General features: G+C 73.2%; 18 protein-coding genes. 7 read left to right on the forward strand and 11 right to left on the reverse strand.

Features of this window, described 5'->3' with window-relative positions; genetic code table 11:
* Window positions 1–34: 34 nt before the first annotated feature.
* Window positions 35–1,003: a DUF4034 domain-containing protein gene (locus ABZS80_RS14745; protein WP_355056183.1), complete on the reverse strand. Its 969-nt coding sequence runs from the start codon at window positions 1,001–1,003 to the stop codon at window positions 35–37.
* Between the two features lie 147 nt (window positions 1,004–1,150).
* Here ABZS80_RS14745 and ABZS80_RS14750 point away from each other — a divergent pair, with 147 nt between their 5' ends.
* Window positions 1,151–2,992, forward strand: coding sequence for a M48 family metallopeptidase (locus tag ABZS80_RS14750; protein ID WP_355056184.1), 1,842 nt, complete (start codon window positions 1,151–1,153; stop codon window positions 2,990–2,992).
* A gap of 51 nt (window positions 2,993–3,043) precedes the next feature.
* Here ABZS80_RS14750 and dapC read toward each other — a convergent pair whose 3' ends face one another.
* Window positions 3,044–4,153 (reverse strand): succinyldiaminopimelate transaminase, encoded by a 1,110-nt coding sequence (gene dapC / locus ABZS80_RS14755; protein WP_355056306.1) that lies wholly within the window; start codon window positions 4,151–4,153, stop codon window positions 3,044–3,046.
* Window positions 4,150–4,476 (reverse strand): ferredoxin, encoded by a 327-nt coding sequence (gene fdxA / locus ABZS80_RS14760; RefSeq protein ID WP_007464872.1) that lies wholly within the window; start codon window positions 4,474–4,476, stop codon window positions 4,150–4,152. The genes dapC and fdxA overlap by 4 nt, the downstream gene beginning before the upstream one ends.
* A gap of 80 nt (window positions 4,477–4,556) precedes the next feature.
* Between fdxA and ABZS80_RS14765 the strand changes: the two genes are divergently transcribed.
* Window positions 4,557–5,507 carry a GNAT family N-acetyltransferase gene (locus ABZS80_RS14765; protein ID WP_355056185.1) on the forward strand — a complete coding sequence of 317 codons (951 nt, stop codon included), beginning with the start codon at window positions 4,557–4,559 and terminating at the stop codon, window positions 5,505–5,507.
* Between the two features lie 66 nt (window positions 5,508–5,573).
* Window positions 5,574–6,404 carry a hypothetical protein gene (locus ABZS80_RS14770; protein ID WP_355056186.1) on the forward strand — a complete coding sequence of 277 codons (831 nt, stop codon included), beginning with the start codon at window positions 5,574–5,576 and terminating at the stop codon, window positions 6,402–6,404.
* 117 nt (window positions 6,405–6,521) lie between these two features.
* Here ABZS80_RS14770 and ABZS80_RS14775 read toward each other — a convergent pair whose 3' ends face one another.
* The 3 genes from ABZS80_RS14775 to mshB all read right to left on the reverse strand — a co-directional run bounded on the left by ABZS80_RS14775 (window position 6,522) and on the right by mshB (window position 8,493).
* A complete protein-coding gene (locus tag ABZS80_RS14775) occupies window positions 6,522–6,986 on the reverse strand; it encodes a hypothetical protein (protein ID WP_355056187.1) in 465 nt (154 codons plus the stop codon).
* Between the two features lie 86 nt (window positions 6,987–7,072).
* Window positions 7,073–7,549, reverse strand: a complete 477-nt coding sequence (locus ABZS80_RS14780; protein ID WP_355056188.1) for a hypothetical protein — start codon at window positions 7,547–7,549, stop codon at window positions 7,073–7,075.
* Window positions 7,550–7,566: 17 nt separating this feature from the next.
* Window positions 7,567–8,493, reverse strand: a complete 927-nt coding sequence (mshB, locus tag ABZS80_RS14785) for an N-acetyl-1-D-myo-inositol-2-amino-2-deoxy-alpha-D-glucopyranoside deacetylase (RefSeq protein ID WP_355056189.1) — start codon at window positions 8,491–8,493, stop codon at window positions 7,567–7,569.
* A gap of 87 nt (window positions 8,494–8,580) precedes the next feature.
* Here mshB and ABZS80_RS14790 point away from each other — a divergent pair, with 87 nt between their 5' ends.
* A complete protein-coding gene (locus ABZS80_RS14790; protein WP_355056190.1) occupies window positions 8,581–10,725 on the forward strand; it encodes a prolyl oligopeptidase family serine peptidase in 2,145 nt (714 codons plus the stop codon).
* Between the two features lie 86 nt (window positions 10,726–10,811).
* Here the strand turns inward: ABZS80_RS14790 and ABZS80_RS14795 are convergent, their stop codons facing one another.
* The 5 genes from ABZS80_RS14795 to ABZS80_RS14815 form a co-directional block, all read right to left on the reverse strand.
* Window positions 10,812–12,557 (reverse strand): ABC transporter substrate-binding protein, encoded by a 1,746-nt coding sequence (locus tag ABZS80_RS14795; protein WP_355056191.1) that lies wholly within the window; start codon window positions 12,555–12,557, stop codon window positions 10,812–10,814.
* Between the two features lie 93 nt (window positions 12,558–12,650).
* The gene (locus ABZS80_RS14800; RefSeq protein ID WP_355056192.1) at window positions 12,651–13,637 is read right to left on the reverse strand and encodes an ABC transporter permease; all 987 of its coding nucleotides are present in this window, start codon (window positions 13,635–13,637) and stop codon (window positions 12,651–12,653) included.
* 12 nt (window positions 13,638–13,649) lie between these two features.
* Window positions 13,650–14,651 carry an ABC transporter permease gene (locus ABZS80_RS14805; RefSeq protein WP_355056193.1) on the reverse strand — a complete coding sequence of 334 codons (1,002 nt, stop codon included), beginning with the start codon at window positions 14,649–14,651 and terminating at the stop codon, window positions 13,650–13,652.
* Window positions 14,648–15,682 carry a dipeptide ABC transporter ATP-binding protein gene (locus tag ABZS80_RS14810; RefSeq protein ID WP_355056194.1) on the reverse strand — a complete coding sequence of 345 codons (1,035 nt, stop codon included), beginning with the start codon at window positions 15,680–15,682 and terminating at the stop codon, window positions 14,648–14,650. Before ABZS80_RS14810 ends, ABZS80_RS14805 begins: the two co-directional genes overlap by 4 nt.
* A complete protein-coding gene (locus ABZS80_RS14815) occupies window positions 15,679–16,782 on the reverse strand; it encodes an ABC transporter ATP-binding protein (RefSeq protein WP_355056195.1) in 1,104 nt (367 codons plus the stop codon). Before ABZS80_RS14815 ends, ABZS80_RS14810 begins: the two co-directional genes overlap by 4 nt.
* Before the next feature lie 236 nt (window positions 16,783–17,018).
* Between ABZS80_RS14815 and ABZS80_RS14820 the strand changes: the two genes are divergently transcribed.
* The 3 genes from ABZS80_RS14820 to ABZS80_RS14830 are packed head-to-tail and all read left to right on the forward strand — an operon-like array spanning window position 17,019 to window position 20,428.
* Complete coding sequence (locus ABZS80_RS14820) at window positions 17,019–17,567, forward strand: Uma2 family endonuclease (protein WP_355056196.1); 549 nt, start codon at window positions 17,019–17,021, stop codon at window positions 17,565–17,567.
* Window positions 17,568–17,600: 33 nt separating this feature from the next.
* Window positions 17,601–19,037 carry a TldD/PmbA family protein gene (locus ABZS80_RS14825; protein ID WP_355056197.1) on the forward strand — a complete coding sequence of 479 codons (1,437 nt, stop codon included), beginning with the start codon at window positions 17,601–17,603 and terminating at the stop codon, window positions 19,035–19,037.
* A complete protein-coding gene (locus tag ABZS80_RS14830; RefSeq protein ID WP_355056198.1) occupies window positions 19,034–20,428 on the forward strand; it encodes a metallopeptidase TldD-related protein in 1,395 nt (464 codons plus the stop codon). Before ABZS80_RS14825 ends, ABZS80_RS14830 begins: the two co-directional genes overlap by 4 nt.
* Window positions 20,429–20,523: the final 95 nt, after the last annotated feature.

The following is a 20,523-nucleotide window of genomic DNA, read 5'->3' on the forward strand; positions in this document are numbered from 1 at the left end:
CGCTGGAAGTCCCGCCGAGGATACCGTCCGCGGCTCAGCCCTGGCGTTGCGTCACCGTCCGCCGCCACCCGGTGAACGCCCGGCCCGGGTCGCCGAAGTACGTCCACGGCAGCTCGGTCACCAGGTCACCGAGCACCTGGAAGCGCTCTGCCGCGGCGGCGTGGTCGCCGCCCACGGGGAAGCACATCGCGAAGTTGTTGTGCGGCTGCGGCCAGCCCGGGTAGTGGCCGTGCTCCGGGTGGCGCACCGACTGGTCGGCCGCCGCGCGCAGCTCGGCGAGCACCTCGGGGTCGCGGAGGTGGGCGTCGTCCTCGCCGGAGGGCAGCTTGAGCCACATCTCCAGGTGGGCCGCCGCGACCAGGTGGGCCAGGCCGCTGGCGGCCGGCGCCTTCGCCGCCGCCGACCGGGCGAAGTCGAACATCTCCTCGTCGCTGCCGAACCACTTGGCGCACCGGTACTGGAGCATCTGGACGTGCGCCAGCCGGTGCCAGGGGTGCCGGGCGACCACCTCGGCGAAGCGCCGCGCCGCCTCGTCCCGGTCCACCTGGCGACCCCGCGCCGAGGTGACCAGGAAGGCCCGTGCCGTGGTGTCGTCCGGGTCCCGCGCGGCCACCTCGTCGAGCAGGTTCTCCGCGAAGGTGAGCCGCTTGCGGAACTCGCGGAACTGCTCCTGGCTGGTCAGCGAGGAGGAGGCACCGCCGCGGGCCTCCCAGGCCCAGTGCACCGCGTGCGTTCCCCGGACCAGCAGCGGGAGGGTGGCGCGCGGCTCGGCATCGGCCCACTCGCCGATCCACTCCTGCACGCCCGGCACCCGGCCGGCCGCGGAGAGGCAGAACGCCTGATGGTCGGGGTCCGTGACGGTGACCAGCACGTCCCGGGCGGCCCGCCAGTCCCGCCGGGCCAGCGCCTCGGAGAGCGCCCCGGCGGCGGGGTCACCCATCGTCGGGTCGACCGGCAGCGCCGGTCCACTCTGCTGCTTCGTCCTCCGCCGGAACGGCCACATGTCCTCGTCCTCCCCCGTGCCTGTCGACGGAGATCGTAGGTGCGGTCGGATGGGCACGGAAGGGGGTTGTCCGAGGCGCGCTCGCGTCGTACGGTCCCCCGGCGGCCCGACCGGACGGGCCGGTCTCAACGGGGGAAAGGAAGCACATTGTCCGCCACGTACCGGGCTCTCGCCTCGGTGGCCATGTTGATCGGTTTCTACGTCGTCGCGCTGCTCCAGCTCGCCGCCGTGGCCGCGCTCGGCGTCTGGCTGTTCAGTCACACCAGCGGCGTGATCACCGGCAAGCTGCTGCTGCCGCTGGTCGTCGCCCTCGGCGCCGTCGGGGTCGGGCTGTGGAAGGCGATCCGCACGAAGAACGAGCCGGCGCCCGGCCTCATCCTGGACGAGCGGGCGGCGCCGTGGCTCTGGGCCACGGTGCGGGAGCTGGCCACCGCGGTCGGCACCCGCGCGCCCGACGAGATCCGCCTGGTGCCCGAGGTGAACGCGGCGGTCGGCGAGCAGAGCAGGCTGCTCGGCCTGATCGGCGGCCGGCGGACCCTCTACGTCGGACTGCCGCTGCTCCAGGCCATGCGGATCGACCAGCTCCGCTCGGTGCTGGCGCACGAGCTGGGCCACTACTCGGGCCGGCACACCCGGCTGGGCGGCGTCGCCTACCGGGGACGGCTGGCCATCTCCGAGACCGTCGAGCGGATCAGCCCGCGCAACCCGGTCGGCTGGATCTTCAAGGGCTACGCGAAGCTCTACCTGATGGTCGACAACGCGGCCTCCCGCCGCCAGGAGCTGGAGGCGGACCGGTCGTCGGTGGCGCTCGCCGGCACCGAGGCGGCCACCTCGGCGCTGCGTACGCTGCCCGCGCTCGACGCGGCCTGGGGCTTCTACATGCGCCGCTACGTCGAGCCCGGCTGGTCCGCCGGGCTCGCGCCGGACGACCTCTTCGGCGGGTTCGCCCTGCTGCTCCAGGCCCGCCGGGAGGAGATCGACGAGCTGCGGGAGAACGCGCCGGAGGACGAGCCCTCCCGCTGGGACACGCACCCCCCGATCGGCGTACGCGTCGCCGCGATGACCGCCACGCCACCCTCGGTGGTGGCGCCGGACGACCGGCCGGCCTGGACCCTGCTGGCCGACGTGGCCGGCGCCGGGCGGCACCTCCAGGGCCTGGTGGTCGAGCACGGCGGCCGTCGGCTGCTGCCCTGGGCGGAGTTCGTGGCCGAGTCGGTGGCCGCCTCGGTGCAGCGGCAGGCGGACGGCATCTACCGGGCGGTCGGGCGGTTCACCGGCACGCCCGCGCCGGGCCTGCCGACCCTGCTGGACCTGGTCCGCGCCGGCCGGCTCGGCGAGTTCGCCGAGCAGTTCTTCAGCGGCGCCACCCGCAAGGAGGCCGCCGCCGCCTTCGCCGGGCCGATGGAGACCCTGCTGGACAACGCGGCGGTCCGCTCGGGGCGGGCGCGCTGGCAGCTCTCCTGGTCCGGCCCGGCCCAGCTGGTCGGCCCGGCGGGCGAGCCGCTGGACCTGGCCGGCATCGCCAAGCTGGCGGTCGCGCCGGAGACCCTGGACGAGGCGCTGACCCGCCTCGCCGAGCTGGGCGTCGACGCCGCCCACGCCACCGTGGTGCAGGCCCGGGCCTCGGCCCGCAACGCCGACCTGATCGGCGGGCTCGCCAACATCAAGATCGACGGCCGGGAGCACGACGTGCTCGTGCTCGACAACGGCCTGATCCTGATCCCGGACCCGGGCAAGTCGAGCGAGGGCGAGAAGCGGCTCGTGTCGCTCGTCGGCGCGGTGCCGGTCGCCGACCTGGCCACCCGGCACCCGTACCTGCCGTATGAGGAGATCACCTCGGTCGAGGTGAAGCGGGAGGTGCCGCTGAAGGCGACCCTCACCCTCTTCGACGGCCGGACCGTGTCGGTGCAGGAGCTGATGGCCAGCGAGTTCCTGGAGAAGCGCAGCCGGGACACCCTGCTGCGGGTGTTCCAGCGGATCAACGACTGACGCGTACGCGGCGGCCGAGCCCCACGGGGCCCGGCCGCCGCGGCACCACGGTCAGGGCTGGGCGAGCCGACCGGCGACCGCGTCGACGTGCTCGTCGGACTCGGTGAGCGCCGCCCGGACGTGCCGGGCGCCGGCCGGGCCGTAGAAGACGCCGGCCGCGACCAGGATGCCCCGGCGGGCCAGCCACTCGACGGTGTCCCAGCAGTCCTCGTCCCGGGTCATCCAGAGGTAGAGCCCCGCCTCGGAGTGCTCGACCGTGAAGCCGGCACCGGTGAACGCGGCGTGGAGCTTCTCCCGCCGGGCCCGGTAGCGCTCCCGCTGCGCGTCGGCGTGGGCCTGGTCGCCCAGGGCCGCCACCATGGCCGCCTGCACCGGGGCGGGCACGATCATGCCGGCGTGCTTGCGGACCTTGAGCAGCTCGGCCACCAGCGCCGGGTCACCGGCCACGAAACCGGCCCGGTAGCCGGCCAGGTTGGAGCGCTTGGAGAGCGAGTGCACCGCCAGCACACCCTCGTACGACCCGCCGCAGACCTCGGGCGAGAGGACCGAGACGGGCTCGGCGTCCCAGCCCAGCGGCAGGTAGCACTCGTCGCTGGCGACCACCGCGCCGCGCTCCCGCGCCCAGTCGACCACCTTGCGCAGGTGGCCGGCGGGCAGCACCCGACCGGTCGGGTTGCCGGGCGAGTTCACCCACACGAGCCGCACCCGCGGGTCGGGGCCGAGGGCGGTCAGCGAGTCGGTGCGCACCGTGGTGGCGCCGGCCAGCCGGGCCCCGTCCTCGTACGTCGGGTATGCGATGGACGGCACCACGACCACGTCACCGGGGCCGACGCCGAGCAGCGTGGGCAGCCAGGCGACCAGTTCCTTGGAGCCGATGGTCGGCAGCACCCCGAGCCCGTCGACGCCCGCCCCGCAGGCGCGGGCCACCCAGGCCGCGATGGCGGCCCGCAGCGCGGGCGTGCCCGCGGTCAGCGGGTAGCCCGGCGCGTCCGACGCGTCGGCCAGCGCCTGCCGGATCAGCGCCGGCACCGGGTCGACCGGCGTGCCCATCGAGAGGTTGATGAGACCGTCCGGGTGCGCCGCGGCCGTCGCGGCCGCGGCGTCCAGGGTGTCCCAGGTGAACTCGGGCAGCCGCGACGAGACCGGCGCGGGCCGGTTCAGTGGCCCTCTCCGCGCGGCGGCTGCGCGGCCACGAAGGTCGCGTCCTTCTCCACCTTGCCGATCTTGGAAGCGCCGCCCGGCGAGCCCAGGTCCTCGAAGAACTCGTAGTTCGCCCCGGTGTAGTCCTTCCACTGCTCCGGGACGTCGTCCTCGTAGAAGATCGCTTCGACCGGGCAGACCGGCTCACAGGCACCACAGTCGACGCACTCGTCGGGGTGGATGTAGAGCATCCGATTGCCCTCGTAGATGCAGTCGACCGGGCACTCCTCGATGCATGCCTTGTCGAGCACATCCACGCACGGCTCGGCGATGATGTAGGTCACCGGTCTTCTCCTCCGCAAAGACTCGTCGCGATCATCCGCGACGGTAAGAGCCTAGTATCTCGCCGGGGAGGGGGTCGATCGTGCTCCGACAGCAGGACGTGGGACACCGGATCGTGGTCCGGCGGATTGTGGGGATTCGCGAAGGCCGACCGCTCTTCTCCGACGCCCTCGGGGAGCTGGTCGAGCTGAGCGAGACCCACATCACGCTGTCCACCGACCGGGGCCGGCTGCAGGTGCCGGTGGACGAGGTGCACCGCGCGAAGCGCGTGCCGCCGGCCCGCCGACCCACCGCCGCCGCCGTGGTCGCCCTGGAACTGGCCGCCGACGAGGCGTGGCCCGCCCCGGTACGTGGGCGGCTCGGCGACTGGCTGCTGCGCGGCGCCGAGGGCTGGACCGGTCGGGCGAACAGCGCGCTGCCGGTCGGCGACCCGGACCGCCCGCTGCCCGCCGCGCTCGACGCCGTGGAGCGCTGGTACGCCGAACGCGGCCAGCCCGCCATGGTGAACACCCCACTGCCGCTGGCCGCGCCGGTGGGCGCCGAACTGGACGCGCGCGGCTGGACCGCCCGGCCACCGGTGCTGGTGCAGACCGCCCCGCTCACGGCGCTGCCGGCGGGGCGCCCCGACCTGCCCCCGGTCGGCCTCTCGGCTACCCCCTCGGCGGAGTGGCTGGCGGTGGCCGCCGGCCGCAAGGGCGGGCTGCCGGACGCGTCCCGGCACGTGCTCACCGCCGTGGACCGGATCCGCTTCGCCCACCTGCACGCCGACGGGCGGCTGCTCGCGGTGGGCCGGGGCACGGTCACCGGCGAGGGGCGCTGGCTCGGCCTCACGCTCATCGAGGTGCTGCCGGAGGCCCGCCGGCGCGGCTTCGCCGGCGCGGTCATCCAGGCGCTGGCCGACTGGGGCCGCGCGGAGGGCGCCACACACGCCTTCCTCCAGGTGGAGCAGCGCAACGCCCCCGCGGTGGCCCTCTACCAGCGACTCGGCTTCACCACCCACCACACCTACCTGACCCGGGTCGCCCCGGCCTGATCGAAGGATTCCGGCAGGTCGTCCGGGTACGGAGTACCCGTACCCCGGTGAGGAAGGACCTGCTCGATGGCCAAGCAGCACACGGCGCGGCGCGGGAGCGGCGCGGCGGCGACGAAGAACGAGCCCGGCAACCAGACGCCGGACACCCCCGACATCAACGAGAGCGAGATCGCCCGCCTGAAGGTCGACCAGCTCCGCGACCGTCTCCGCCGGCGCGGCGTCACCGGCACCGCGGACATGCGCAAGCCCGAACTGGTCGACGCCCTCATCCAGGCCCTGCGCGAAGGCCGGAAGACCACCCGGTCGGGAGGCGGCTCCGGCTCTGGCTCCGGGCGTGGCCGGTCCGCCGGCTCCCGATCGGCAACCGGCGGGCAGGCCGCCGCGACGGAGTCGACGGAGCTGGCGGACCTGGAACGACGGGCGGCGGAACTGGCCGACGTCGCACCGCAGGCCCCGGAGGTCGAGGAGGTCGAGCGCCGGGCCGCCGAGCTGGAGGCGTCGGGTACGGAGGCGACCGAGGTGCCCGCCCTGCCGGCGGCGCCGGCCGGGCCGGACGGGGACACGGACGGGACGGCCCCCGCGCTCCCGGCCGCTCCGACGCCGGGGGCCGAGGCGGACGGCGGTACGGTCCCGCGGCAGCGATCCGGCGCCCAGGCCGGCGTCGGGAAGGCCGGTGACCCGCAGCCCGTCCGGGTCGCCGACGAGTCCCGCGCCGGCAGCACGCTCACCATCGACCGGGCGGACCGGGTGGTGGCCGCCATGGTGCCGCCGCAGGTGGACGGGGTGGACGAGGTGGTCACCCCGGAGGGCACCATGATCACCGGGGGCGCCGAGTCGGTCGCCACGCCACCCCTGCCCGCCGGCGGCCGGTCCGGCTCTCCGGCCGACCGGAACTGAGCGCGAAGGACCGCGCCGACCGTGAGCGCGGCAGGTCCCGCCCCGGGCGCCGTTCCCCGAGGGACGGCGCCCGGCGGGATCAACCGCCTCCGGTACGCCGCGAGGTCGCGAGCCGCCTCAGCGGCGGACGATCTTGCGGGGCTTCGCGGCCTTCAACTCGGCGTAGCGCTTGAGCTGCCGGGAGCGGTGGTCGCGGCCCAGCGCGGTGAGGATCAGGTAGCCGGCCAGCACACCGGCCACGGTGGCCGCGAGGTACAGCCAGATCTGGGCGAAAAAGAGGCCGGCGCCGCCCTCGAACGGGTTCTCGCCGACCAGCAGCGGGCCCACGAAGACGGTCAGCGCCAGCGCCACGACCACCGCGACGGCCAGGTCGCCGGTCCAGTGGCCGGCCGGCCGGTCCGCGCCCCAACGGAACGCCGTGCCGGCAAGGATCAGCCCGATGGCCAGGAACATCACCAGCGAGACCCGGCCCGCGGCGGTGTCGTCGTCCGGATAGGCCAGCTTGATGACCAACCGGGCCACCACGTTGACCGCGAACAGCGCGACCGCCAGCACACCGACCGCACGCCACCGCTGGAACATCGCACGCCTCCCGCCGTACCGCCCGCCCCACGGATGGGCTCCTGGCAGGAATACTTACCACCGCAACCTGTGCGGCGTCTGCACCCTCAGCGGACGGCGGGCGGCGGCACCACGAGCTGCCGGAAGCCCAGCACCGCGAAGGTGATCGCGCCGGCGACGATCAACCCGAGGCCGAGCACGTTGTCGCCGCTGAGCGCGAGATCGCCCTCGACCGTGCGGAAGCCGCCCGCGACGATCACCACGAACCAGGGCAGGGCGGCCAGCGCGGCCGCCCAGCGGGTGCCCACGGCCCGGTGGGCGAACCCGCTCACCAGCACCGTCAGCAGCACCACCGCGGCGATCCCGACCAGCGCGAGCGCGATGCCGACCAGGGCCTTGCCGGCACCGCCGGGACGGCCCTTGACCACCTCCCAGGCCCACGTGGCGTAGAGCAGGTCGAGCACCGCGGCGAGCACGCCGGCCCAGACCGCCACCGCCCCGCCGGCGACGCGCAGCGCGAGGTCGACCGCCCGGCCCGACGGCTCGGGCGGCGCGGCGGGCTCCTGCTCGGGGGCGACCGACATGGATGCGGTGGGCACCGTCACCGGAGGCCGGCCGCCGCCGTGACCGGGGACCGGTCCGGCCTGTCCGGCGCCAACCCGGCGAACAGGTCGTCCTCCCAGCCGTACGGGCCGCTGCCCGGGCCCTTCTCACCGACGGCGAGGGTGAAGAACTCGACCCCCATGAACTCGGCGCCGAAGTTGCCGGCGATCGAGTAGAGCCAGGAGGTGGCCGGGATCTGGGTGGCGTGGGCGCGCATGGCCGCCTCCTTGGCGGCGTGCCGGTCGGTGCCGTCGATGCGCGCGGCGATCCCCTCGTCGGGGGTGCCGAAGGGCAGTTCGTCGATGCTGTCGATGCCGGCGAAGGGGTTGTCCGACGACTCGGTGAACGCGTCCAGGCCGGCCTCCAGCACGCCGCGCGGCATCGCCGTCCAGTAGACCTTCGCCGGGGCGATCCCCTCGGCGGCGGCGAGTTCCACGCCGCGCATGGCGACCCGGTGCGCCTGGATGTGGTCGGGATGGCCGTAGAAGCCGTTCGGGTCGTACGTGATCATCACCTGCGGGCGGACCTCGCGGATGACCTCCAGCAGGTGGCCGGCGGCCTCGTCGAGGTCGGCCTGCCAGAACGCCCGGGGGTGCTCGTTGGTGGCCAGCCCCATCATCCCGGAGTCGCGGTAGCGGCCCGCGCCGCCGAGGAAGCGGTGGTCGGTGACGCCGAGCGCGGCGCAGGCGGCCGCCAGCTCGCCGATCCGGTAGCCGCCGAGCTGGTCGGCCTCGGCCGCGGCGAGCTGGGCCAGCGCCGGCACGTGGATCTCGCCCTCCTCGCCCAGCGTGCAGGTGACCAGGGTGACGTGCGCGCCCGCGGCGGCGTAGTGCGCCATCGTCGCGCCGGTGCCGATGGACTCGTCGTCGGGGTGCGCGTGGACCAGCAGCAGGCGTCGGTCGGGCAGCGTCGTCACGCCCGTCACTCTAACCGGCGGTCCTGCCCGCCCGATGCTTACGCGTCCGCCCAGGTCGGCCACATCACGCCCGGCCCGCGCCTACTCTCTACAGGCGTGGACTTTCCCGAGCTGGCCGCCCGCACCCGTCGGTTCAGCCACGGGGCGCCGCGCTCCGTCTCCGTCGCCGACGACGGCTCCCGGGTCATCTTCCTGCGCTCGTCGGGACCGGAGGACCCGGCCGACGCGCTCTGGCTACTCGACGTCGCCTCCGGCGAGGAGCACCTCGTCGCCGACCCGGCGGTGCTGCTCGGCGCGGACGGCGAACCGGCCACGCTCGCGCCGGGCGAGCGGGCCCTGCGGGAGCGGCTGCGGCTCAGCGCCGCCGGCATCGGCTCGTACGCCCTGGACGCCGCCGGCCGGGTGGCCGCGTTCGCGCTGGCCGGCCGGCTGTTCCGGGCCGACCTGGTGCACGGCGACGTGGTCGAGGTGGCCGCCGTCGGCCCGGTGATCGACCCGCGTCCCGACCCGACCGGCGACCGGCTGGCCTACGTCACCGACGCCGCCGAGGGGGTGCGCCGGGGGCAGTTGCGGGTCGTCGAGCCGGACGGCACCGACAACCTGCTGGCCGGCGAGGACAGCGGGGTGACGTGGGGGCTGGCCGAGCACATCGCGGCGGAGGAGTTCGGCCGGTTCCGGGGCTACTGGTGGTCCCCGGACGGGCGCTCGGTGCTGGCCGCCCGGGTCGACGAGTCCCGGCTGGACCGCTGGCACCTGCACGACCCGGCCGACCCGGCGAGCCCGCCGACGTCCGTGGCGTACCCCCGGGCCGGCGGGCCCAACGCGGAGGTCAGCCTGCACCTGCTGGACCTCGACGGTGGCTGGGTCGACGTGCACTGGGACCGGGAGACCTACCCGTACCTGACGTCGGTGGACTGGGCGGACGGCGGCCCGCTGATCACGGTGCTGCGCCGGTCGCAGCAGCACGGGCTGGTGCTGGCCGTCGACCCGCGCACCGGGGAGACGCAGGTGCACGCGGAGCTGGCCGACCCGCGCTGGGTGGAGCCGGTCCCGGGCACCCCGGCGCACCTGCCCGACGGGCGGGTGCTGGTCGGCGGCGAGCTGGCCCACGACGGGTACGACGCCCGCTGCCTGTTCGCCGACGGCACCCTGCTCACCCCGCCCTCGCTCTACGTGCGGCGGGTGGTGGGCCGGCTGCCGGCCGGGCCGAACTCGGCGGCGGACCTGCTGGTCGAGGCGAGCGAGGGCGAGCCGAGCCAGCGCCACCTCTACCGGGTGCGCACGGCGATCGGCGGTGGGGTCGACGCCCGCCGGCTGGGCAGCGACCCCGGCTGGCACACCGCCGCGATCGGCGGCAGCACCCTGGCCGTCGGGGTGGCCTCGCTGGAGCACCCGGGCACCCGCTGGCGGGTCTGGCACGGCGACCGCGAGGTGGCTGAGCTGGCCTCCCGGGCCGCGACCCCGCCGTACGCGCCGCGGCCGACGCTGGTCCGGGTGACCGACCGGCGGCTGCCGAGCGCGGTGCTCTACCCGGGCGAGCACGTGAAGGGCACGAAGCTGCCGGTGCTGCTGGACGTCTACGGCGGCCCGGGCCACCAGGAGGTGATCGCCGCCCGGGCGGCCTGGCTGGAGCGGCAGTGGTGGGCCGAGCAGGGCTTCGCCGTGGTGACCATCGACAACCGGGGCACCCCCGGCATCGCCCCCTCCTTCGAGAAGGCGATCCACCGGCGGGTGGCGGACGTGATCCTGACCGACCAGGTGGACGCGCTGACCGCCCTGGCCGGCAAGCATCCGGACCTGGATCTGGAACGGGTGGCGGTGCGCGGCTGGTCGTTCGGCGGCTGGCTGGCCGGGCTGGCCGTGCTGCGCCACCCGGAGCTGTTCCGGTGCGCGATCGTCGGCGCCCCGGTCACCGACTGGACGCTGTACGACACCGCGTACACCGAGCGCTACCTGGGGATGCCGGACGACGGGATGGACGTCTACGCCCACCACTCGCTGGTCGAGCTGGCCGCCGAGCCGGTCGGCGACCCGGCGCAGGCCCGGCCGATGCTGCTGGTGCACGGCCTGGTCGACGACAACGTGCTGGCCGCGCACACGCTGCGGCTCTCGGCGGCGCTGCTGGCCGCCGGCCGGCCGCACGCGGTGCTGCCGCTCACCGGTGCCAGCCACATGGCTGCCGGCGGGGTGGCCGAGCGACTGCTCCGGCTGGAGCTGGACTTCCTCCGCCACCACCTGTAAGGAAGGGCCCCCTGTTAACGCCTGCGGTAGAGCAAGGGCCCCTTCTTAACGCCAGGCGTTAAGAAGGGGCCCTTCCTTGCAAGGGGTTACTGCTTCACGTAGGCGTTCACGAAGCTGGGCCAGCCGAAGATGCTGCCGATGAAGAGGCCGCCGGCCTTCTCGCCGTGCGCGACGGAGACGACCTCGTTGTACAGCGGCACCGCCGGCGCCGAATCCTTCATGAGCTTCTCGTCGATCTTGCTCCACTCCTCCGCCTGCTTGGCCGGGTCCTCCGCGAGCACCCGGTCGAACTCGGCGTTGACGGCCTCGTTGTTCAGCTGCGAGGTGTTGCTGTTGCCCTCGGCCTTGATGTTGCGGCCGTCGAAGAGCACCGGCAGGATCGACGCGCCGCTGGGCCAGTCCGCCGCCCACGAGTCGACCCAGATGTCCCACGGGTTGCTCTTCTTCTTCACGAAGTCGAGGTAACCGTCCTCGGGGATCGGCTTGATGGTGACGGTGAAGCCGGCCTTCTCCAGGGCGGTCTTGACCTGGGTGGCGGTCTCCTGCGACGGGGTGTCGTCGGAGGTGCCGAGGACCAGGTTCACGGCCTTGCCGGCGAGCAGTTCCTTCGCCTTCTCCGGGTTGCCGCTCTCCCCGGCCGGGTACGCGTCGAACTGCTTGTAGCCGAGCGTGGTGGGCGGCAGCAGCGTGGTCAGCGGCACGGCGCCGTACGGGCCGCCGAGGTTCTTGGTGATGCTGCTGCGGTCGATCGCGTAGTTGATGGCCTGCCGCACGGACAGGTCGGTGACCCGCGTCGTGTTGATGCTCAGCCGGTAGGCGTTCGGCGTGGCGGCGACGATCATCCGCTCCTTGAGCTTGGCGTCGCCGGTGACCTTCGCGATCAGCTCCGAGGGCACACCGCCGGTCGCCACCGCGGCGGCGTCGTTGCCGGTGCCGGCGAGCACCCGGTTGGTCTGGGTGGCGTTGTCCGCGCCGAGGGTCCACACGAACTTGTCCGGGTACGCGTGCCGCACCGGGTCGGTCGCCGGGTCCCAGTTCTCGTTGCGCTCGAGGACCATCTCCACGCCGGGCGTGTGCTTGGTGAACTTGTAGGGCCCGGACGAGAACGGCTTGTTGTCCAGGTTGACGCCGGTGTCCTTGTCCGCGGGCAGCGGCGCGGTGGCCGGCAGCGACACGGCGAACGGCAGGTCACAGCGCGGCTTGTTGAACTCGAAGCGCAGCGTCTGCGCGTCCGGGGTGCTCAGGCCCGGCGGCAGCGAGCTCTTGTTGGCCTTGAAGTTCCACTTGGTGTCGTACTGCGGGCTGTCGACCAGCCACTCCTGCAGGTAGGTCGGGCCACCGGTCAGGTCGGGGTCGAACGAGCGGGCGATGCCGTACGCGATCTCCTTGGAGGTGATCGGGCTGCCGTCCTCGAACTTGACGCCCTGCTTGATCTTGAATTCCCAGACCTTGCAGTCGTTGTTGACGTTCTTGCCGGGGGTCTCGGCCAGGTCGCCGACCAGGGTCACGTTGCCCTTGCCGTCGTCCTTGAAGGCGGTGAGGAAGCGGGCGTAGAGCTGGCTCCCCATCAGGCCGGCGAACGAGTAGACCCGCTGCGGGTCCAGGTGGGAGATCTTGTTCTCGCGCAGGATGTAGAAGGTCCCGCCCTTGGCCGCGCCGGGCACCTCCGCCGCCGGGCCGAGCGAGTCCTTGGGGTCGGTGGCGATGGCGCCGCTGCGCGGCTTGTTGGTGTCCACGCTGTCGGCGTTGTCGCCGGTGTTCTTGCTGCATGCACTGAGTGCGACCACCAGTGCCATCGCACCGCCCATGGCGGTGGCGAGTCTTGCTCGCATACTTACTCCTCCGGGTCCGATGAAGGAAAGCTTCGCTCAGCTTTCATCCGCGGTAAATTTCGAGCAGATAACGAATCGACGGCGAACGCGAGCTCAGCCGAGGCGCACCCGCGGATCGATGAACGCGTAGAGCAGGTCGACCACGATGTTCGCGACGACCACGAAGAGCGCGGAGACCAGCACGGTGGCCATGATGGTCGGCAGGTCGCCCTGGCGGACCGCCTCCACGGCGGTACGCCCCAGCCCCTGGATGCCGAAGGTCGTCTCGGTGATGACCGTGCCGCCGAGCGCCGCGCCCACGTCCAGGCCGGCGATCGTCACGATCGGCGTGATGGCCGCCCGCAACGCGTGCCGCCCGTAGACCTTCCGCTTCGCCACGCCCTTGGCCCGGGCGGTGCGGACATAGTCCTCGGAGAGCGTCTCCAGCATCTGCGCCCGGGACAGCCGGGCGTAGATCGCGGAGAAGAGCAGGGCCAGCGTCACCCAGGCCAGCACCAGCCCGCGCGCCCACTCCACCGGGTTGTCGAGGAAGGGCACGTACCGCGGCGTCGGCAGGATCTTCAACGAGTACACGAAGATCAGCAACAGCACGGCACCGACGAAGTAGAGCTGCAGCGAGGCGAACGTGAGCGTGAGCCCGATCGAGACGCGGTCGAGCAGCGAGCCCCGCCGCAGCGCCGATATCATCCCGAGCCCCACCCCGAGGGCGAGCCAGAGCACCGCCGCCGGGAGCACGATGTTCAACGTCACCGGCAGCACCCGGGCGAAGGTGTCCTTGACCGCCTCGCTGTTGACGTACGAGTAGCCGAGGCAGGGCGCCTCGCACTCGCCGCCCTGCGCGCTGCCCAGGTCGCGGCCGACGAAGATGCCCTTCATGTAGTTGGCGTACTGCGTCGGCTTGGGGTCGTTGAGCCCCAGCTCCGTCCGCACCCGCTCCAGGCGCTCGGCGTTGCAGTTCTTCGGGCACATGCCGGTCACCGGATCGCGGGGCAGCGCGAAGAACATCAGGAAGCTGACGATGCTCACCGCGAGCAGCACCGAGACCGCCAGCAGCAGCCGCTTCAGCAGGAACCGCACCATGCGTGGAACCCCTTACCGTGACGACTTCGGGTCGAGCGCATCGCGCAGCGCGTCGCCGAAGAGGTTGAACGCCAGCACGAGCGCGAAGATGGTGATGCCCGGGAAGAAGACGTACGCCGGGTCGGTCTGCAGGTAGTCGATGCTGCGGTAGATCATCCGGCCGAAGCTCGGCACCGACTCGGGCAGCCCGACGCCCAGGAAGGACAGTGCCGCCTCACCGGTCACGTACGACGGCACCGCGAGCGAGAACGCGACCAGGATCGGCGCCCAGATGTTCGGCAGCAACTGCCGGAAGAGCATGTGGCCGAGCCCCGCGCCACTGGCCCGGGCCGCCTCGACGAACTCCCGCTCGCGCAGCGACACCACCTGCCCGCGGACGAGTCGCGCCGTGCCGGTCCAGCCGAACGCGGCGAACACCACGATCAGCGTGGTCACCGCGAACCAGGTGGGCACCGCGTCCCGGGGCCCGTAGAACCGCAGCGAGAACGTCGGGACCACGGCCAGCGCGAAGATGAGGAACGGCATGGCCAGGGCGACGTCGGTGACCCACATGATCACCGAGTCGACCACGCCGCCCAGGTAGCCGGCGACGATGCCCAGCACCACGCCGATCGTCGTGGTGACCACCGCGGCGCCCAGGGCGATCAGCAGCGAGGTGCGGATGCCGTAGATCATCCGGATGAAGATGTCCCGGCCCAGGCCCGGTTCGAGCCCGAACCAGTGGTCGCCGCTCACCCCGCCCACGTAACCGAGCGGCATGCCGGTGCTGTCCAGCAGGTCGCCGAACTGCTGGCTCGGCGACATCCCGTAGAGCCGCTGGAGCAGGGGCGCCGCCAGTGCCGCCACGATGAACACGGCGAGCACGATGCCGCTGATCAGGGCCGTGCGGTCCCGGCGCAGCCGGGCCCAGACCAGCTGGCCGGGCGAGCGCCCGACGAGCCCCTTCTCCTCGGGGCTCGCACCGGTGGACTCGATCTCGGCAAGCGCCACGCCCTCGACCGGGGACAGGCTCATTTCGACACCTCCTCGGCGGTCGCGGCGGCCGGTCCGGCGCCCTGGCTGATCGTTCCCGTCTCCGGGAAGTGGCAGGCGGTCGCCTGGTTGCCGCCGTCCCGGGGGACCAGCGCCGGCTCCTCGGTGGCGCACCGCTCCTGCGCCTTCCAGCAGCGGGTGCGGAAGCGGCAGCCCGACGGCGGGTTGAGCGGGGTGGGCACGTCGCCGGTGAGCCGGATCCGCCCGGCCGGCCCGAGCGTCGTGACGTCGGGGATGGCCGACAGCAGGGCCCGGGTGTAGGGGTGCTGCGGCCGCTGGTAGATGTCGTCGCGGTCACCGATCTCGACGATCTTGCCGAGGTACATGACGGCGACGCGGTGGCAGAAGTGCCGCACGACGGCGAGGTCGTGGGCGATGAAGACGAACGCCAGGTCGAGGTCGCGTTGCAGGTCGCGCAGCAGGTTGATGACCTGGGCCTGGATCGAGACGTCCAGGGCGGAGACGGGTTCGTCGGCGACGATCAGCTTCGGGCGCAGCGCGAGGGCGCGGGCGATGCCGATGCGCTGGCGCTGCCCGCCGGAGAACTCGTGCGGGTAGCGGTTGTAGTGCTCCGGGTTCAACCCGACCAGTTCGAGCAGTTCCTGCACGCGCTTGCGGATGCCACCCGGCGGGTTGATGCCGTTGACCTGCAACGGCATGGCCACGATCCGCCCCACGGTGTGCCGGGGATTCAGCGAGGCGTAGGGATCCTGGAAGATGATCTGGAGGTCCTGCCGCAGCGGCCGCAGCGCCCCCCGGCGGGCGTGGGTGATGTCCCGCCCCGCGAACTCGATGGTGCCGGAAGTGGGCTCCAGCAGCCGCACCAGCATCCGGCCGGTGGTGGTCTTGCCGCACCCGGACTCCCCGACCAGGCCCAGGGTCTCCCCCGGCCGCACGTCGAAGTCCAGGCCGTCCACGGCCTGGACGGCGCCCCGGGCGCGGAAGCCCTCCCGCACCGGGAAGTGCTTGGTCAGCCCCCGCACGCGCAGCAGCGACTCGGTCTCGGTGCTCATCGGGCCACTCCCACCTGGGCGATGTCCTGCTGGTAGAGCCGGGTGCGCTCCTCGGCCGGCAGGTGGCAGGCGACCAGATGGCCCGCCTCCCCGGCCGCCCGGAGCTCGGGCACCTCCGTGCGGGAGCGGTCGCCGTTGCGGTCCGCGTAGCGGCAGCGCGGGTGGAACGCGCACCCCGACGGCAGGTTGATCAACGACGGCGGGTTGCCCCTGATCGGCACGAGGTCCGCGTCCGCGTCACCGTGCAGGGACGGCACGCTCGACAACAACCCCCAGGTGTACGGATGCTGCGGCCGCCGCAACACCTGCTCCACGCTGCCGTGCTCGACGGCCCGGCCCCCGTACATGACGAGGACGTCGTCGGCCACCTGGCTGACCACGCCCAGGTCGTGGGTGATCAGGATGATCGCCGACCGGAACTCGTCCTGGAGGCCGCTGAGCAGGTCGAGGATCTGCGCCTGCACGGTCACGTCCAGCGCGGTGGTCGGCTCGTCGGCGATCAGCAGGTCCGGGTCGTTGACCAGGGCCATGGCGATCATCGCCCGCTGCCGCATGCCACCGGAGAACTCGTGCGGGTACTGGTCGAACCGCTTCGCCGGCTGCGGGATGCCGACCCGGCCCAGCATGTCCACGGCCCGGGTACGCGCCTCCCGCTTCCCGGCCCTCGGATGGTGCACCCGGTACGCCTCGGCGATCTGCTTGCCGACCGTGTAGTAGGGGTGCAGCGCCGACAGCGGATCCTGGAAGATCATCGCCATGTCCCGGCCCCGGAGCCGCCGCACCTCCTCCTCCGGCAGCCCGACCAGCTGACGACCACCCACCGAGATCTCCCCGGTGATGGTGGCCCGCTTCGCGTTGTGCAGGCCGAGGACCGCCAGCGACGTGACGCTCTTCCCCGAGCCCGACTCGCCCACGATGCCCAGCGTGCGACCGCGCTCGACGGCGAACGACACCCCGTCGACGGCCTTCACCACGCCGTCCTCGGTGTCGAACCGCACCCGCAGGTCCCGGACCTGCAGATAGGGACCTTCGCCGGTGCGCTGCTCCGGCACCTCGGGGCGGTCCGGCTCCCCGGACGGCACCGTCTCCGACCTGTCCATGACCGCCTCCCTCAGTGACGAAGAGAACTTACAACAAACTTCTGGAGGCGAAAATAAGCTACAGAACGCAGCCTGTCAGCGGCCCGAGCGTAACGACTGAGTTTCCCACCTGAACAGCCCTCACCAGGACATTCATGGTTGCGACTGGGCAACGCCGCGTCGTCCCCGCACATGAGGTGCGACCATGGACGCGGCTACCAATGGAGGATTCCCGCCGACACGAGGTGGAGGTGACCATGACCGCGGCGGTGTTCGGCCATGACGGCCCGTGGACCGAAGAGGAGTACCTCGCCCTCGGCGAGACGCAGCAACGCGTCGAACTCTTCGACTGGAGCCTCCACGTGACCCCTGGGCCCACTCCTCTGCACCAGAACATCTCCGGCGAACTTCGCGCCGTGCTCCGCCGACCCGTGCGGGACGCCGGCCTCCGTGTGCTCGAAGCCGTGAACGTCCGCCTGAGGGCAGGGCGGATCCCGATCCCCGACCTGGTCATCACCAACGACATCGATCTGAGCGTGCTCGTGATCGAGGCCAGCGACGTGCACCTGGTCTGCGAGATCGTCTCCCCCAGCAACGCGGCCACCGACAAGGTGCTCAAGATGCACTACTACGCCGCTGCCGGGATCGAGTGGTACCTGCTGATCGAGCAGGAAACCCTGACGATGCACCTCTACCAGCGACAGGGTGGGCACTACGTCGAGCGGTCCGTCACGAAGGCGGGCGAGGTGCTGGAACTGACCGATCCCGTCCGGGCGACGATCCGCCCCGAGGAGCTGCTCGCCTGACGCGTGTCGGTGCGCTCGCCTAGGGTCGGGCGCATGACGGAGTTCGACGCGGCCACCGCCGCCGTCCAGGCCGCCCTCGACGCGGGAGCCCGATACGCGGACGCCCGGGTGATGCATCGCCGCTACGAGTCGATGTCGGCCCGGAACGGCGACATCGAGGAGCTGACCCAGGACGAGAGCATCGGGCTGGGCGTCCGCGCCCTGGTCGGGTCGAGTTGGGGCTTCCATGCCTTACCCGAGTTGTCCGACGCCGCGGTCCGCGACGCCGGCCGGCGCGCCGCGGCGATCGCCACCGCGAGCGCGCGGGTCCCGGGCCCGCCCATCGACCTGGTACCGGTGGAGGCCACGGTGGCGAGCTGGGCCTCGGCCTGCGAGGTCGACCCGCTCGGCGTGCCGCTCTCCGACAAGGGCGACCTGCTGACCCGTGCCACCGCGACGATGCGGGAGCACGGCGCCGACCTGGCCGAGGGGCTCTACCAGATCTGGGACACCGCCAAGTGGTTCGTCTCCAGCGAGGGGCACCGCATCGACCAGCGCATCCGCGAGTGCGGCGGCGGCATCTCGGCCACCTCGATCGGCGCCGGCGAGACCCAGCGCCGCTCCTATCCGAGCTACCGCGGCCAGTACGGCACCACCGGCTGGGAGCTGGTCACCTCGCTGGACCTGGCCGCGCACGCAGCCCGGATCGCCGAGGAGTCCCGGGAGCTGCTCACCGCCCCGGAGTGCCCGTCCGGCGAGACCGACCTGATCCTCGGCGGCGAGCAGCTCGCCCTCCAGATCCACGAGTCGGTCGGGCACGCCATCGAGCTGGACCGGATCCTCGGCTGGGAGGCCGCCTTCGCCGGCACGTCCTGGCTGGACCTGAGCCGGCTCGGCGCGCTGCGCTACGGCTCCGAGCTCATGAACGTCACCATCGACCCGACCATCCCCGGCGCGCTGGGCAGCTTCGGCTTCGACGACGAGGGCTCCCCGGCGGTGAAGCGCGACGCGGTCCGCGAGGGGCGCTGGGTGGGGGTGCTCGCCGGCCGGGACTCGGCCGCCGTCGCGGGCCTGGACCACGGCGGCAGCGTACGGGCGGACGGCTGGGCGCGGCTGCCCATGGTGCGGATGACCAACGTGGGCCTGGAGCCGGGCCCGCACACGCTCGACGAGATCATCGCGGAAACCGACGACGGGGTGCTCATGGACCTCAACCGCTCCTGGTCCATCGACGACAAGCGGCTCAACTTCCAGTTCGGCTGCGAGGTCGGCTGGGAGGTGAAGAAGGGCCGCCGGGGGCGGATGCTGCGCAACCCCACCTACACGGGGATCGGGCCGGTCTTCTGGCGTTCGATGGACATGCTCTCGTCGGAGGTCGTGCCGTGGGGCACGCCGAACTGCGGCAAGGGGCAGCCGGGCCAGACCGGGCACACCGGCCACCCGGCCGCGCCGGCCCGCTTCCGCAACGTCCGGGTGGGGGTGCGGGCATGAGCGAGCTGGACCTCGCCGGCCGGGTGGTGGAGCTGGTCCGGCGGCTGGCCGGGCCGGCCGCCGAGGCCGAGGTGGTGGTGACCCGGGCCGACCTGGCGTTGACCCGGTTCGCCAACTCGTTCATCCACCAGAACGTCGCCGAGTCGGGCACCTCGGTCCGGCTCCGGCTGCACGCCGACGGGCGGACGGCCGCGGGCAGCGGCAGCCTGGTCGACCCCGACGGGTTGACCGCGCTGGTCGAGCGGACCCTGGCCGCGACCCGGCTCGCCCCGCCCGACCCGGCCTGGCCGGGGCTCGCCCCGCCGGCGCCGGTCCCGTCCGGCCCGCCCGTCGACGAGGCCACCGCGGCCGCCTCACCCGACGAGCGGGCCGCCCGCGTACGCGCCTTCGTGGACGCGGTCGAGGGGCTGGAGGCCGCCGGCTACTGCCGGACGGCGCACCGGTCCGGGGCGTTCGCCAACTCGGCCGGGCAGTCGGCGGTGGGGCGGTCGGTCGAGGCGGCCATGGACGGCATCGCCCGCACCGGCGGCGCGGACGGGGTGGCCCGGCACGCCGCCGACCGCCTGGCCGACCTGGACGGCGGGGCCCTGGGCGCGCGGGCCGCGGCGAAGGCGCGGGCCGCGGCCGACCCCGTCGAGCTGCCCCCGGGGCGCTACGAGGTGGTGCTCGAACCGGCCGCCGGGGCCGACCTCCTGCAGAACCTTTCCTGGTACGGCTTCAACGGCAAGCGGCACGCCGAGCGGCAGTCCTTCGCCGAGCCGGGCAGGGCCCAGTTCGACCCGGCGGTGACCCTCGTGGACGATCCGCTGCACGCCTCCGGGCTGCCGTACGACCTGGAGGGCACGCCCCGGCGCTCGCTGACCCTGGTCGAGGCGGGCACCACGGCGGCGGTGGCGCACGACCGGCGCAGCGGCGCCGAGGCGGGCACCGGGTCCACCGGCCACGGGATGCTCGGCGCGTCGACGTTCGGTCCGCTCCCGCGCAACCTGCGCCTGCTGCCCACCGGCGGCCCGGCGGAGGTGGCCACCGGGCAGCTCAGCGCCGGGGTGACCGGCGCGGTGGCCGACCCGGACACCGCCGCCCTGGTGGCCGGGATGGCGCGGGGCCTGCTGGTCAGCGACTTCTGGTACACGCGGGTGCTGGACCCGAAGCAACTGGTGGTCACCGGGCTGACCCGCAACGGCGTCTGGCTGGTGGAGGACGGGGTGCCCACCCGCGCGGTGCGCGACTTCCGGTTCACCGAGTCCTACCCCCGGGCGATGGGCCCCGGTCGGGTGCTCGGCGTGGGCCGGGCGCCGGTCCGCCAACCGGACCGGATGGACGGCTCCTGGTGGGAGGCTCCGGCGCTGCGGCTGGCGTCCTGGAACTTCACCGGGGGCGCGTCCGGCTGACGGTCCAAGATATTGATCTTGGTGCGGGTCTTTCCAACCTCCCGGACACACGGGACACTGCGTTGCGCGGCCGGGCCGCGAAGATCGGCGTAACG

It is taken from the genome of Micromonospora sp. NPDC005305 (assembly GCF_040607315.1).
Classification (GTDB): domain Bacteria; phylum Actinomycetota; class Actinomycetes; order Mycobacteriales; family Micromonosporaceae; genus Micromonospora.